This is a genomic window from Mesorhizobium sp. IMUNJ 23033 (assembly GCF_044778005.1).
Classification (GTDB): domain Bacteria; phylum Pseudomonadota; class Alphaproteobacteria; order Rhizobiales; family Rhizobiaceae; genus Mesorhizobium; species Mesorhizobium amorphae_A.
Genome location: NZ_JBJACT010000002.1, coordinates 34281 through 47679 on the forward strand (window position 1 = coordinate 34281; position 13399 = coordinate 47679).

A 13399-nucleotide genomic window follows, 5' to 3' on the forward strand; every position below is an offset into this window, starting at 1 on the left:
CCGACCGGGTAATGAAATGAGAGGACTTTGAATGGCCGCCCCAGGCGAGAATCTGCGAGTGAATTCAGACCGTTTGTGGGATTCCATCATGGAGATGGCGAAGATTGGCCCCGGCATTGCCGGCGGCAACAATCGCCAGACCGTGACCGACGAGGACGGCGAGGGCCGGCATCTGTTCAAGCGCTGGTGCGAGGCGGCCGGGCTCGAAATGGGCCTCGACGAGATGGGCACCATGTTTGCCCGCCGCGAAGGCACCGATCCCAGCCTGCCGCCAGTCTATGTCGGCAGCCATCTCGACACCCAGCCCACCGGCGGCAAGTATGACGGCGTGCTTGGCGTGCTCGGTGGGCTGGAAGTCGTGCGCTCCCTCAACGATCTTGGCATCAAGACCAAGCATCCGATCGTCGTCACCAATTGGACCAACGAAGAAGGCGCGCGCTTCGCGCCCGCCATGATGGCGTCAGGCGTTTTCGCCGGCGTGCTCGACCAGGCCGACGTCTACGAGCATGTCGACAAGGACGGCAAGAAGTTCGGCGAGGAGCTCGAGCGCATCGGCTGGAAGGGCACCGAGAAGGTCGGTGACCGCAAGATCCACGCCTTCTTCGAACTGCATATCGAGCAGGGGCCGATCCTCGAGGACGAGGGGATCGACATCGGCGTCGTCACCCATGGCCAAGGGCTGAAATGGCTGCAGGTGACGCTGACCGGCAAGGAGGCGCATACCGGCTCGACGCCGATGCCGAAACGCCGCAATGCCGGGCTCGGCATGGCCAGGGTGATCGAGCTGGTGCACGAGGTCGCCATGGACTACCAGCCCGATGCCGTCGGTGCGGTCGGCCACATGCAGGTCTATCCGAACTCGCGCAACATCATTGCCGGGCGTACCGTCTTCACCATCGACATCCGCTCGCCGGAAAAAGAGGTGCTCGATACGATGGACGCGCGCATCCGTGAGGGCATCGACACGATCTGCGATGCGCTCGACATCAAATATCAAATCGAGCAGGTCGGCCATTTCGACCCGGTCACCTTCGACAAGGGTTGCGTCAAGGCGATCCGCGATGCCGCCGACCGGCTCGGCTACACGCATCGGAACATCGTCTCGGGCGCCGGGCATGATGCCTGCTGGATCAACCGCGTCGCGCCGACGGCGATGGTGATGTGCCCCTGCGTCGACGGGCTCAGCCACAACGAAGCCGAGGACATCTCCAAGGAATGGGCAGCGGCCGGCGCCGACGTGCTGTTCCATGCGGTTGTGGAGACAGCGGAGATCGTGGCTTGAAGCCTCGGCGCAACCTTGACGAGGACCGGGCGCTCAACGTGCTGCTGGGCTGGAAGACGGATCAGCCGCCTTATCCGACTTCCCTTGTCGAACGGGGCAGCATCGCCTTGGCAACGCCGCTGCGCAATCTGACCAATGAGCAGATACTTCTCCTGGTCAGCCAAGGGTTCGGACTGGAATATGTGGTTCCCAAAGCGATATCCATCCTCGCTGAAAATCCCTTGATAGGGGTGACGTTCTACGACGGCGATCTGCTTGAAAGTTGCCTGAAGGTTTCTGCGGAGTTCTGGATGGAACATCACGATCTGTGGATCGAGCTTGACGGGATTTTGCGGTTGCTGGATCAGACCATGTCAGACATCGGCAAGCATCGCGCGCATTTCGAGTCCGCTTGGGAGGCTTGGAGCAGACAGGACACGAGCACCACGAGGTCGAAGAAAGCTTAGGCCTGCCAACGCGGGCATATAGGGGAACAAGAAAATGACCAAAGTCATCAAGAACGGCACCATCGTCACCGCCGACCGCACCTGGAAGGCCGATGTGTTGTTCAGCCACGGCAAGATCGTCGCCATCGGCTCTGACCTGCATGGCGACCATGAGTTCGACGCCACCGGCTGCTACGTGATGCCTGGCGGCGTCGATCCGCACACGCATCTCGAAATGCCGTTCATGGGCACCTATTCGGCTGACGATTTCGAATCCGGCACCCGGGCGGCCTTGTCCGGCGGTACGACGATGGTGGTCGATTTCTGCCTGCCGTCGCCGAAGCAGTCGCTGCTCGAAGCCTTGCAGATGTGGGACAACAAGACGTCGAAGGCGTCCTGCGATTATTCCTTCCACATGGCGATCACCTGGTGGGGCAAGCAGGTGTTCGACGAGATGGCGACCGTCGTCGACAAGGGTATCACCTCGTTCAAGCATTTCATGGCCTATAAGGGCGCGCTGATGGTCGACGACGACGAGATGTATGCGTCGTTCCAGCGCTGCGCCGATCTTGGCGCGCTGCCGCTGGTGCATGCCGAGAACGGCGACGTGGTGGCAGCACTGTCGCAGAAGCTCTTGGCGGCCGGCAACAATGGTCCCGAGGGGCATGCCTATTCGCGCCCGCCGGAGGTGGAAGGCGAGGCGACCAACCGCGCCATCATGATCGCCGACATGGCCGGCGTGCCTCTCTATGTCGTGCACGTCTCCTGCGAGCAGGCGCATGAGGCCATCCGCCGGGCGCGGCAGAAGGGCATGCGGGTGTTCGGCGAGCCGTTGATCCAGCACCTGACGCTCGACGAGAGCGAATATTTCAACAAGGACTGGGACCATGCCGCGCGCCGCGTGATGAGCCCGCCCTTCCGCAACAAGCTGCACCAGGATTCGCTGTGGGCCGGCCTGCAGGCCGGATCGCTGCAAGTGGTGGCGACCGACCATTGCGCCTTCACCACCAAGCAGAAACGCAACGGCGTCGGCGATTTCACCAAGATCCCGAACGGTACAGGCGGGCTCGAGGACCGCATGCCGATGCTGTGGACCACCGGCGTCAACACCGGGCGGCTGACGATGAACGAGTTTGTCGCGGTGACCTCGACCAACATCGCCAAGATTCTCAACATGTATCCGAAGAAGGGCGCCATCGTCGAAGGCGCGGATGCCGACATCGTCGTCTGGGACCCGAAGCGCAAGAAGAAGATCACCTCGAAGAAGCAGCAGTCGGTGATCGACTACAATGTCTTCGAAGGTTTCGAGGTGACCGGCCTGCCGCGCTTCGTCTTCTCGCGCGGCGAATTGTCGATCGAGGAAGCCGAGGTCAAGGCGAAGCCCGGCCATGGCGAATTCGTCGCGCGCGAGCCGAATGCGGCAGTCAACCGGGCGCTGTCGACGTGGAAGGAAATTTCTGCGCCACGCAAGGTGGAACGCACTGGCATTCCGGCGACCGGGGTCTGACCATGCGCATTGTTCATCTCGCCATGGCGGCCGCGGTCCTGCTGGCCGCCGGCCAGGCTTCGGCCGCTGCGATCGACCTGTCCAAGCCCTATGGCAACAAGTCCGGCTGCATCAACAAGAACGGCCAGGAAGTCTATGCCGAGGACATGCTGCTCCTGAGCGACGAGGCATTCGTTACCGCGGCCAGCGCCTGCACCTTCACCGAAAAGAAGGCACAGGCCGATGGGTCACTGGTGGTCAAATCCATGTGCGAGGCAGAGGGCGAGGAAGGTCAGTCGCCGATACAGTTCACCATCAAGCGCAGCCCCAAGAATGCCAAGAAGCTGGTGATCGCCGACGAGGACGGCACCGTTTACGGGGAAGTGTCCCGGTGCCGATGACGGCCAGCGTCTCACGTTCGATGATCTCAAGCGACCAGCGCATCCAGTTCCGGCAACAGGACGACGCTTTCCTGTTCGTTGGGGTCGGTACGGGCGATGACCGCCGAAGCCGGACTGCCGCTCAGATTGGCCGGCAAATGCGGCACGCCGGCGGGGATGTAGAAGAGGTCGCCGGCCTTGACCAGGATCTGCTGCTCGAGCTTGTCGCCGTACCAGGTGTGGACTTCGCCGGAGAGCACGTAGATCGCCGTTTCATGGCTTTCATGCAGATGCGCCTTGGCGCGGGCGCCGGGCGGCATGGTGAGAAGATGCATGCAGATGCCGGAGGAGCCGACGGTCTCGGCGGCGATGCCGGCGAAGTAGCTCAGCCCCTGCTTGCCTTCATAAGAGCTTTCCGGGCGGATAAGATGACAAGTGGGTTTAGGCGACATCGGGGAAACTCCGGGCGTCGATCTGATGGGACAGGACGAGTGGAAAACAACGCAATCACAAAATCAACCGGATTCCAGCCAGCGCAGCAGCGATGCGGCGAGGCAGGTTGCAGCCTATGACAGGGAATTCGCCAGCCGTCGTTTCGGCAAGCAAACTCGGCCTCACCTTCCAGACCAATGACGGCCCGGTGCAGGCGCTGTCCAACGTCGATCTCACCATCGGCAAGGGTGAATTCGTCTCCTTCATCGGGCCATCCGGCTGCGGCAAGACGACCTTGCTGCGCGTCATTGCCGATCTGGAGAAGCCGACCGCCGGAACCATCTCTGTCAACGGCATGACGCCGGAGCAGGCGCGCGAGAAGCGGGCTTACGGCTATGTCTTTCAAGCCGCTGCCCTTTTTCCCTGGCGCACGATCGAGCGCAATGTGGGGCTGCCGCTGGAGATCATTGGCCTCTCCAAGGCTGAGCAGACCGAGCGCATCAAGCGCACGCTGGAATTGGTCAACCTCTCCGGCTTCGAGAAAAAGTATCCCTGGCAGCTCTCCGGCGGCATGCAGCAGCGCGCCTCGATCGCGCGCGCGCTCGCCTTCGACGCCGATCTGCTGCTGATGGACGAGCCGTTCGGTGCGCTGGACGAGATCGTGCGCGACCATCTCAACGAACAACTGCTGGAACTTTGGGAGCGGACCAACAAGACGATCTGCTTCGTCACCCACTCCATTCCCGAGGCGGTGTACCTCTCGACGCGCATCGTCGTCATGTCGCCGCGCCCGGGTCGTGTCAGCGACATCATCGAATCGACACTGCCGAAGAAGCGGCCGCTCGACATCCGCGAGACGCCGGAGTTTTTGGCGATCGCGGCGCGGGTGCGCGACGGGCTGCGGGCAGGACACAGCTATGATGATTGAGGGGGCGTCAACCGCGCGGGGAGCGCTCAATGGATAGCTTCCGCGACAAGATCGTCCCGGTGACCTCGATCCTCTTGGGCGTGGTCGTCGTCTGGTACGTGATGGCCGTCGTCCTCAACACGCCGTTCCAGCGCGATCTCGACCGCCGCGCCAACGAGACGCCGGGCGTCGTGGAATTCCTCGGCAAGACGCTGTCGCAGCCGAAGCCGACGCTGCCGGCGCCGCACCAGGTGGCGGTGAACTTCTTCGAAAACACGTTTCTGCGCAGCGTCACCTCGAACCGCAGCCTTGTCTACAATGCCTGGGTGACGCTGTCGTCGACACTGCTCGGCTTTGCCTTCGGCACGGCGCTTGGCATCATCATCGCCGTCGGCATCGTGCATGTGGCGACACTCGACCGCAGCCTGATGCCATGGATCATCGCTTCGCAGACGATCCCGATCCTGGCGGTGGCGCCGATGATCATCGTCGTGCTGGCGGCGATCGGCATCACCGGCCTGATCCCCAAGGCGCTGATCTCGACCTATCTGTCGTTCTTCCCAGTCGCGGTCGGCATGGTCAAGGGACTGCGCTCGCCCGAGATCATGCATCTCGATTTGATGCATACCTACAATGCCAGCCGCGCGCAGACCTTCTGGAAGCTGCGCGTGCCGGCATCGGTGCCGTTTCTGTTCACCTCGATGAAGGTAGCGGTGGCGGCAAGCCTGGTCGGCGCCATTGTCGGCGAACTGCCGACAGGTGCTGTCGCCGGCATCGGCGCCAAGCTGCTCGCCGGCGCCTATTACAGCCAGACCATCGACATCTGGTCGGCGCTGGTCGCGGGCTCGGTCGTGGCGGCGCTGCTGGTCATGGTGGTCGGTATCGCCGGGCGCCTCGTCGACCGCGCCATGGGCGGGAGGCCGGCATGAACTGGCTGAAACCCTCCTGGCAGGCGGTGCTGGCGGTCGCGCTCTGCCTGATCGCGGTCGCGCTCGGCGCGATGTCGAAGCCGGAAGCGGCGGCGTTGGCGCAACCCGAGGCGTCCTTCCACTACCCCTATCTTGTGACGAAGGGGCTGATGTTCGGCCTGCTTGTTATCGCAGCGTGTGTCTCGATGACCAGGCTGCCGGCTATCGTTGAAGCTCTGGTGCTGTTCGTCGGTGCGCATCTCGTCGCTTGGCTGTTGATCACGGGCATAAACGGGTTCGAAGGCACGGCATTGACGCCGTATTTCCTGGTGCTCGCCGCTGCGTGGCTTCTGGGATGGCGCTGCGTGGCGGTGCTGTCTTCCCTGCGCCCCGTCGCGAATTGGGCCAGGACCGCCCTTCGCCTGATCATCCCGGCGATCTTCGGCGCCTGGATCCTGATCCTCTGGGAAGCGATCACGCGCGGCGCCGGCATTCCCTTCATCCTGTTGCCGCCGCCAAGCGCCATCGGCGCGCGCATCGCCAGCTCGCTGCCGGTGCTTGGGGCCGATGTCAGGCAAACCATCTTCAAGGCGGTGATCTTCGGTTATGTCGTCGGCAGCGGCGCGGGCTTCATCGCGGCAATCGCCGCCGACCGCGTGCCCTTCCTGCGGCGTGGCCTGCTGCCGATCGGCAACATGGTCTCGGCGCTGCCGATCATCGGCGTCGCCCCCATCATGGTGATGTGGTTCGGTTTCGACTGGCAGTCCAAGGCGGCGGTCGTCATCATCATGACCTTCTTCCCGATGCTGGTGAACACTGTCGCCGGGCTTGCCGCTTCCGGCCACATGGAACGCGACCTGATGCGCACCTATGCGTCGGGCTACTGGCAGACACTGTTCAAGCTGCGGCTGCCGGCGGCCGCACCCTTCATCTTCAACGCGCTGAAGATCAATTCGACGCTGGCGCTGATCGGCGCCATCGTCGCCGAGTTCTTCGGCACGCCTGTCGTCGGCATGGGATTCCGCATTTCGACCGAGGTCGGGCGGATGAACATCGACATGGTCTGGGCTGAAATCGCAGTTGCAGCACTTGCGGGTTCGGTCTTTTATGGCGTGGTCGCTCTTTTCGAGAGAGCCGTCACGTTTTGGCATCCCTCTGTCCGTGGTGGATAGGGGCGGTGGGTTTAAGGGCACTAACTTCAGAGGGTAACAACATGAAAAGACTGATTATTCCTGTTCTGGCCGGTGCGATGTCGCTGGCCGCTTTCCAGGCGATGGCGGCGGACAAGGTGACGCTGCAGCTGAAATGGGTCACGCAGGCACAGTTCGCCGGCTACTATGTCGCCAAGGCCAAGGGCTTCTATGAGGCCGAAGGCCTCGACGTCGACATCAAGCCGGGCGGCCCCGATATTGCGCCCGAGCAGGTGATCGCCGGCGGCGGCGCCGACGTCATCGTCGACTGGATGGGCGGCGCACTGGCCGCGCGCGAAAAGGGCGTGCCGCTGGTCAACATCGCCCAGCCGTTCAAGAAGGCCGGCATGGAGCTGGTCTGCCCGAAGGACGGCCCGATCAAGACCGAAGCCGACTTCAAGGGCCATACGCTGGGCGTCTGGTTCTTCGGCAACGAGTATCCGTTCTACGCCTGGATGAACAAGCTTGGCCTGAAGACCGAAGGCGGTCCGGACGGCGTCACCGTGCTGAAGCAGAGCTTTGACGTGCAGCCGCTGATCCAGAAGCAGGCCGACTGCATTTCGGTCATGACCTACAACGAATACTGGCAGCTGATCGATGCCGGCTACAAGCCGGACCAGTTGATCGTGTTCAACTACTCGGCCATGGGCAACGACCTGCTCGAGGACGGGCTCTACGCGTCCGAGGACAAGCTCAAGGATCCGGCCTTCGAGGACAAGATGGTGCGTTTCGTTCGCGCTTCGATGAAGGGCTGGAAATACGCCGTCGACAATTCCGACGAGGCGGCCGGCATCGTCATGGACAATGGCGGCCAGGACGAAAACCACCAGAAGCGCATGATGGGCGAGGTTGCCAAGCTGATCGACAATGCCGACGGCAAGCTCGATCCGGCGACCTATGAGCGCACCGCCAAGGCACTGCTCGACCAGAAGATCATCACCAAGGAGCCTAGCGGCGCCTACACGACCGCGATCACCGACAAGGCGATCAAGTAGGCCTGCCTAAGCAAGGATACTGATCTTTGAAGCGGCGCCTCTGGCCAAGTGTCAGAGGCGCCGTTCCTTTATGGTGTTCATGACGAAGCTGGTCTCGATCGAGGCGACGCATTTCAGCCGGGCGATCTTCTCCTTGATGAAGCGCTCGTACTGGTCGAGGCTTCCTGTCACCACCTTCAGCACATAATCGCGCGAACCGGTCACGAGGTGGCATTCCAGCACCTCTTCCCAGCCGCGGATCGCGTCCTCGAACATGACGATCTCGTCCTCGTTCTGGCGGCTGAGCCGGACGGTGGCGATGGCAACCATGGTCCAGCCGAAAGCGGCCGGATCGACCAGCGTGGTGTAGCCTCTGATGACGCCGGTTTCCTCCAGGCGCCGCACACGCCGCAGGCAGGGCGACGGCGACAGACCGATCCGCTCGGCAAGCTCGTTGTTGGTGATGCGGGCGTCGGCTTGCAGCTCACGCAGGATCTTGCGATCGAAATCGTCGGCTATCTTCTGCTGCACTCTGCGTCTCCTGAGGCAATTTCTTGCGAGAGTGCAGCCATACCGGTCCAAAAATAGCAAGGACTGCACGATCGGGATGGCATAAATTGCCGTGAGACACTCCTCAAAAGGCAGAAAAACCATGACCGCGCCGCGCCCGTCGAAAACCCATATCGGCAACCACAAGCTCCACCCGGAGACGCTGATGCTGAGCTATGGCTTCGATCCGCAGCTTTCGGAGGGTGCCGTCAAGCCGCCGGTGTTCCTCACCTCGACCTTCGTGTTCAAGTCGGCGGAAGAGGGACGCGACTTCTTCGACTACACCTCCGGCCGCAAGGAGCCGCCGAGCGGCACGGCTTCCGGTCTGGTCTATTCGCGTTTCAATCACCCCAACAGCGAAATCGTCGAGGATCGCCTTGCGGTCTATGAAGGAACGGAAGCCTGCATCCTGTTCTCGTCCGGCATGTCGGCGATCGCGACGACACTGCTGGCCTATGCTCGTCCGGGCGACGTCATCCTGCATTCGCAGCCGCTCTATGGCGGCACTGAGACGCTTCTGACGCGCACGCTTGCCGGCTTCGGCATCGGCGCTGTCGGTTTTGCGGACGGTGTCGACGAAACGGCGGTGCGGGCCGCTGCCGACGCAGCGGTCGCGAAGGGCCGTGTCTCGGTGATCCTGATCGAAACGCCGTCAAATCCGACCAACAGTCTGGTCGATATCGCGCTGATGCGGAGAATCGCCGACGAGATCGGCGCGGGCCAAGGGTCGACGCCGATCATCGTGTGCGACAACACGCTGCTCGGCCCGGTGTTCCAGCGGCCGATCGAACATGGCGCCGATGTTTCGGTCTATTCGCTGACCAAATATGTCGGCGGCCATTCCGACCTGATCGCGGGTGCGGCAATGGGCAGCAAGGCGGTCACCAAGCCGATCAAGGCGCTGCGCGGCGCCATCGGCACGCAGCTCGACCCGCATTCCTGCTGGATGCTCGGCCGCTCGCTTGAGACGCTGTCGATCCGCATGGAGCGGGCCAACGACAATGCGCGCCTGGTCGCCGAATTCCTGCGCGATCATGCCAAGGTCGAGAAGGTGCATTATCTGCCGTTCCTGGGCGAGGACACGCCTGCAGGCCGCGCCTATCGGGTGCAATGCAGCGGCGCCGGCTCGACATTCTCCTTCGACATCAGAGGCGGCCAGAAGGCGGCCTTCGCCTTTCTGAACGGCCTGCAGATCTTCAAGCTGGCGGTAAGCCTCGGCGGAACGGAATCGCTGGCCAGCCATCCGGCGGCCATGACCCATTCGGGAATTCCCTTCGACGTGCGCCAGCGCATCGGCGTGCTTGAGACGACGGTCAGGCTGTCCATCGGTGTCGAACACCCCGACGACCTGATCGCCGACCTGACGCAGGCGCTGGCGGCCGTCTGATTCTTGCCTTCATGGAAGGGGCGTGCGACCGCCCCTTTTTTATGGGCGCCGGTAAAATATGCGTGTGCCGGGATACATTGCGCCGTCCAACCGTTTCAGTGACGCATCCGCGCGCCGGGGAGCCGCGGCGGATGCGTCACGAAACGGAGGTTTCTTCATGCGCATCCAATCCTTGTCGCTGCTTTCGGCGTTCGCCGTTTCGACGGCCCTGCTGTTCGCTTCGCCGGCCATGGCCGATATTGTGAAGTACAAGGCGACGCTCGACGGCAGCCAGCAGAGCCCGCCTGTCACCACCAAGGGCAAGGGGACCGCCACATTTACCTTCGACACCGCCAAGAAGAAGCTCAGCTGGAACGTGAAATATTCCGGCCTCAGTGGGCCGGCGACGGCCGCCCACATTCACGGCCCGGCCGCGGCGGGTGAAAACGCGGGACCCGTGATCCCGTTCAAGAAGGTCAAGAGCCCGATCAAGGGATCGGCGACGCTGACCGATGCACAGGCGGCCGATCTGGAAGCCGGCAAATATTACGTCAACGTCCACACCAAGGCGAATCCAGACGGCGAAATTCGCGGGCAGATCGAGAAGGCGGCGACGACGATGTAGCGCACCGTCCTGCCGGCGGAAAAGGGCGGTGCACTGCCCCTTTCGCGTCGGTCAGCTCTTGTCGCGGATTTGAGTCAGCGTGCGGGTCGGCGTGATCGCCTCGGGATCGAGCCTGATCTCGACAATCGCCGGTTTGCCGCTGGCGCGCGCGCGCTCGAACGCAGGGGCGAAATCGGCGGTCTTCTCGACCGTCTCGCCGTGGCCGCCATAGGCGCGGGCGAGAGCGGCGAAATCGGGATTCTTCAGATCGGTGGCGACGACGCGGCCCGGATATTCGCGCTCCTGATGCATGCGGATGGTGCCGTAGATGCCGTTGTTGACGACGACCACGACGATCGGCAGGTCGTATTGCACGGCGGTGGCGAATTCCTGCCCGTTCATGAGGAAGCAGCCATCGCCGGCGAAGGCGACCACGGTGCGATCCGGATAAAGATCCTTGGCGGCGACCGCAGCAGGGGTGCCGTAGCCCATCGAGCCGGAGGTCGGAGCCGCCTGCGTGGCAAAGCGGCGGGAGCGGTGGAAGCGATGCACCCAGGTGGCGTAGTTGCCGGCGCCGTTGGTGAGGATGGCGTCGTCTGGCAGGACCTTTTCGAGATAATTCATGATCGGTCCCATCTGGACGGAACCGGGACCGCTCTCCGGCGGCGTCGACCAGTCGAGATAGGCGGCGTGCAGCTTCGGCGTCTCGTCTGCCCATGCCGGCGTGGCAGTGGGCTTGCGTTTGGCGAACGCCTCGACGAAGGCCGAAGGCGAGGCGTTGATCGCAAGCGCCGGCCGGTAGACGCGACCAAGCTCGCCGGCATCGGCGTGGACATGGACCAGCGTCTGGTCAGGGTAGGGGCTTTTCAGCAGCGTGTAGTCGGAGGAGGGCATTTCGCCCATGCGGCCGCCGATCAAAAGTACGAGGTCGGCCTGCTTGATCGCCATCGCCAGCTTCGGGTTGATGCCGATGCCGACGTCACCGGCATAGTTGGGGTGCAGATGGTCGAACAGCATCTGGCGGCGGAAAGAGCAGCCGACCGGCAGCGACCATGCTTCGGCGATTGCTCGCATCCGCGCCACGGCGTCGTCATCCCAGCGCGTGCCGCCAAGGATGACGAAGGGCCGCTTGGCCTTGCCAAGAAGTTTCTCAAGCGCGTCGAGCTCAGCTTCACCGGGGCGGGTTTCAACTGGTGTGTGCGGCAAGGCCGCGGGCGCCTCTACAAGACTGGTCAGCATGTCCTCTGGCAGCGAGATGACGACCGGGCCGGGTCGGCCGGAGGTTGCCACCGCAAAGGCGCGGGTGACGAATTCGGGAATGCGCGCCGCATCGTCGATCTCGACCACCCATTTGGCGATATCGCCGAAGAAGCGCTTGTAGTCGACTTCCTGGAAAGCCTCGCGCTCCTTGGCGTGGCTGGCGACCTGGCCGATGAACAGGATGACGGGAACCGAATCCTGCATGGCAATGTGGATGCCGGCCGAGGCGTTGGTGGCGCCGGGGCCGCGGGTGACGAAGCAGATGCCGGGCTTGCCGGTCAGGCGGCCGTGGCAGTCGGCCATCATCGCGGCACCGCCTTCCTGGCGGCAGACGATAGTATGGATCGGCGAATCGTGCAGGGCGTCGAGCACCGCCAGATAGGATTCGCCCGGCACGCAATAAATGCGATCGGTGTCGTTGGCTTCGAGCGCGTCGACGATCAGTTGTCCGCCTGTCTTCATTGTCCCGACTTCTCCAGTTCGGCAAGGATCTCTTCGGTGTGTTCGCCTAGGCGCGGCGAGGGGCGCTCGTAGACCAGCGGCGTGCCGGACATGACCATCGGCGCCCGCACCGAGGGCAGAAGATTGCCATGACCATCGTCCAGGTCGAGGCGCATGCCGCGTGCGATCGTCTGCGGATCGGCAAACATCTGACCGATGGTGTTGATCGGGCTGGCCGGTACGCTTGCGGCTTCCAGCTTCGCCAGCAGCAGATCGCGATCGGTATCCTTCAGCGTCTCGATCATGCGCTCGCGCAGTTTCGCTCGGTTGGCGACGCGGGCGGGGTTGGTGGCGAAATCGGGATTGCCAGGCAAATCGTCGAGGCCGACGGCAGCGCAGAATTTGGCGAACTGGCCGTCATTGCCGACCGCCAGGATGATGTGGCCATCCCTGACCGGCACCACCTCGTAGGGTGCGATGTTCATATGCGCGTTGCCCATCTGCACTGGCGATTTGCCGGACACCAGATAGTTGAGGTTCTGGTTGCCGAGCGCCGAGATCTGGCTGTCGAACAGCGCCATGTCGATGTGCTGGCCCTCGCCGGTTTTTTCGGCATGGCGAAGCGCGGCCTGGATGGCGATCACCGAATAAAGTCCGGTGAAGAGATCCGAGATGGCGACGCCAGCCTTCTGCGGCTCGCGGCCCGCCTCGCCGGTGATCGACATCATGCCGGCCATGGCCTGGATGATGAAGTCGTAGCCGGCGCGCGGCGCGTAAGGTCCGTCCTGGCCGAAGCCGGTGATCGAGCAATAGACCAGGCGGGGGTTGATCTTCTTCAGGCTGTCATAGTCGAGCCCGTATTTCCTGAGGCCGCCGAGCTTGAAGTTCTCGATCATCACGTCCGCGGTCGCGACCAGCCGGCGCACGGTCTCGGCGCCTTCAGGCGTCGAGAAGTCGACGGCGATGGAGCGTTTGCCGCGATTGCAGGAATGGTAGTAGGCGGCCGACAGGTTCTCGCCGTCATGGCTCATGACGAAGGGCGGCCCCCATTTGCGGGTGTCGTCGCCACCTTCCGGGCTCTCGACCTTGATGACGTCGGCGCCGAGATCGGCCAGCAATTGCCCGGCCCACGGCCCGGCAAGGATGCGGGCGAGTTCAATAACGCGGATGCCTTTCAGGGGAGGCTCAGTCATGG

The 13399-nt window shown here is 63.1% G+C and carries 14 protein-coding genes; 10 read left to right on the top strand and 4 right to left on the bottom strand.

Annotated elements, in window-relative coordinates; genetic code table 11:
- Positions 1-31 precede the first annotated feature (31 nt).
- Genes ACFX5Q_RS03480 through ACFX5Q_RS03495 form a run of 4 tightly spaced genes read left to right on the top strand, consistent with a single transcriptional unit; the run spans position 32 to position 3594 of the window.
- Complete coding sequence (locus tag ACFX5Q_RS03480; RefSeq protein WP_404275407.1) at positions 32-1282, top strand: Zn-dependent hydrolase; 1251 nt, start codon at positions 32-34, stop codon at positions 1280-1282.
- The gene (locus tag ACFX5Q_RS03485; protein WP_404275409.1) at positions 1279-1728 is read left to right on the top strand and encodes a contact-dependent growth inhibition system immunity protein; all 450 of its coding nucleotides are present in this window, start codon (positions 1279-1281) and stop codon (positions 1726-1728) included. The genes ACFX5Q_RS03480 and ACFX5Q_RS03485 overlap by 4 nt, the downstream gene beginning before the upstream one ends.
- 34 nt (positions 1729-1762) lie before the next feature.
- Entirely contained in the window at positions 1763-3214 is a 1452-nt protein-coding gene (hydA, locus tag ACFX5Q_RS03490) for a dihydropyrimidinase (protein ID WP_404275410.1), read from the top strand.
- 2 nt (positions 3215-3216) lie between these two features.
- Positions 3217-3594, top strand: a complete 378-nt coding sequence (locus ACFX5Q_RS03495) for a hypothetical protein (protein ID WP_404275411.1) — start codon at positions 3217-3219, stop codon at positions 3592-3594.
- Positions 3595-3620: 26 nt separating this feature from the next.
- Here ACFX5Q_RS03495 and ACFX5Q_RS03500 read toward each other — a convergent pair whose 3' ends face one another.
- Positions 3621-4025, bottom strand: a complete 405-nt coding sequence (locus ACFX5Q_RS03500; RefSeq protein WP_006204163.1) for a cupin domain-containing protein — start codon at positions 4023-4025, stop codon at positions 3621-3623.
- 116 nt (positions 4026-4141) lie between these two features.
- Here ACFX5Q_RS03500 and ACFX5Q_RS03505 point away from each other — a divergent pair, with 116 nt between their 5' ends.
- From ACFX5Q_RS03505 to ACFX5Q_RS03520, 4 genes are read left to right on the top strand one after another with little or no spacing between them, the layout of a single operon-like run.
- Positions 4142-4933 carry an ABC transporter ATP-binding protein gene (locus tag ACFX5Q_RS03505; RefSeq protein ID WP_404275412.1) on the top strand — a complete coding sequence of 264 codons (792 nt, stop codon included), beginning with the start codon at positions 4142-4144 and terminating at the stop codon, positions 4931-4933.
- 29 nt (positions 4934-4962) lie between these two features.
- The gene (locus ACFX5Q_RS03510) at positions 4963-5841 is read left to right on the top strand and encodes an ABC transporter permease (RefSeq protein ID WP_404275413.1); all 879 of its coding nucleotides are present in this window, start codon (positions 4963-4965) and stop codon (positions 5839-5841) included.
- A complete protein-coding gene (locus ACFX5Q_RS03515; protein WP_404275415.1) occupies positions 5838-6992 on the top strand; it encodes an ABC transporter permease in 1155 nt (384 codons plus the stop codon). The genes ACFX5Q_RS03510 and ACFX5Q_RS03515 overlap by 4 nt, the downstream gene beginning before the upstream one ends.
- Before the next feature lie 41 nt (positions 6993-7033).
- Entirely contained in the window at positions 7034-8005 is a 972-nt protein-coding gene (locus tag ACFX5Q_RS03520; RefSeq protein WP_192180808.1) for an ABC transporter substrate-binding protein, read from the top strand.
- Between the two features lie 51 nt (positions 8006-8056).
- On the opposite strand, the gene ACFX5Q_RS03525 is transcribed toward ACFX5Q_RS03520, so the two are convergent.
- Positions 8057-8515: an Lrp/AsnC family transcriptional regulator gene (locus ACFX5Q_RS03525; protein ID WP_192180809.1), complete on the bottom strand. Its 459-nt coding sequence runs from the start codon at positions 8513-8515 to the stop codon at positions 8057-8059.
- A 121-nt stretch (positions 8516-8636) separates the two neighbouring features.
- Here ACFX5Q_RS03525 and ACFX5Q_RS03530 point away from each other — a divergent pair, with 121 nt between their 5' ends.
- Together ACFX5Q_RS03530 and ACFX5Q_RS03535 are read left to right on the top strand one after the other, a co-directional pair.
- A complete protein-coding gene (locus ACFX5Q_RS03530; protein WP_404275417.1) occupies positions 8637-9920 on the top strand; it encodes a cystathionine gamma-synthase family protein in 1284 nt (427 codons plus the stop codon).
- 157 nt (positions 9921-10077) lie between these two features.
- On the top strand, positions 10078-10524 hold the full coding sequence (locus ACFX5Q_RS03535; RefSeq protein WP_404275418.1) for a CHRD domain-containing protein: 447 nt from the start codon (positions 10078-10080) through the stop codon (positions 10522-10524).
- Positions 10525-10575: 51 nt separating this feature from the next.
- Here the strand turns inward: ACFX5Q_RS03535 and ACFX5Q_RS03540 are convergent, their stop codons facing one another.
- Complete coding sequence (locus ACFX5Q_RS03540) at positions 10576-12225, bottom strand: thiamine pyrophosphate-binding protein (RefSeq protein ID WP_404275419.1); 1650 nt, start codon at positions 12223-12225, stop codon at positions 10576-10578.
- Positions 12222-13397 carry a CaiB/BaiF CoA transferase family protein gene (locus ACFX5Q_RS03545; protein WP_404275421.1) on the bottom strand — a complete coding sequence of 392 codons (1176 nt, stop codon included), beginning with the start codon at positions 13395-13397 and terminating at the stop codon, positions 12222-12224. The genes ACFX5Q_RS03540 and ACFX5Q_RS03545 overlap by 4 nt, the downstream gene beginning before the upstream one ends.
- Between the last annotated feature and the right edge of the window lie 2 nt (positions 13398-13399).

Bases quoted from the DNA above. Each gene is read 5' to 3' on its own strand.
- ACFX5Q_RS03520 (WP_192180808.1), top strand. From the start codon at position 7,034: ATGAAAAGACTGATTATTCCTGTTCTGGCCGGTGCGATGTCGCTGGCC.
- ACFX5Q_RS03545 (WP_404275421.1), bottom strand. From the start codon at position 13,397: ATGACTGAGCCTCCCCTGAAAGGCATCCGCGTTATTGAACTCGCCCGC.
- ACFX5Q_RS03480 (WP_404275407.1), top strand. From the start codon at position 32: ATGGCCGCCCCAGGCGAGAATCTGCGAGTGAATTCAGACCGTTTGTGG.
- ACFX5Q_RS03530 (WP_404275417.1), top strand. From the start codon at position 8,637: ATGACCGCGCCGCGCCCGTCGAAAACCCATATCGGCAACCACAAGCTC.
- ACFX5Q_RS03515 (WP_404275415.1), top strand. From the start codon at position 5,838: ATGAACTGGCTGAAACCCTCCTGGCAGGCGGTGCTGGCGGTCGCGCTC.
- ACFX5Q_RS03505 (WP_404275412.1), top strand. From the start codon at position 4,142: ATGACAGGGAATTCGCCAGCCGTCGTTTCGGCAAGCAAACTCGGCCTC.
- hydA (WP_404275410.1), top strand. From the start codon at position 1,763: ATGACCAAAGTCATCAAGAACGGCACCATCGTCACCGCCGACCGCACC.
- ACFX5Q_RS03495 (WP_404275411.1), top strand. From the start codon at position 3,217: ATGCGCATTGTTCATCTCGCCATGGCGGCCGCGGTCCTGCTGGCCGCC.
- ACFX5Q_RS03535 (WP_404275418.1), top strand. From the start codon at position 10,078: ATGCGCATCCAATCCTTGTCGCTGCTTTCGGCGTTCGCCGTTTCGACG.
- ACFX5Q_RS03540 (WP_404275419.1), bottom strand. From the start codon at position 12,225: ATGAAGACAGGCGGACAACTGATCGTCGACGCGCTCGAAGCCAACGAC.
- ACFX5Q_RS03500 (WP_006204163.1), bottom strand. From the start codon at position 4,025: ATGTCGCCTAAACCCACTTGTCATCTTATCCGCCCGGAAAGCTCTTAT.
- ACFX5Q_RS03510 (WP_404275413.1), top strand. From the start codon at position 4,963: ATGGATAGCTTCCGCGACAAGATCGTCCCGGTGACCTCGATCCTCTTG.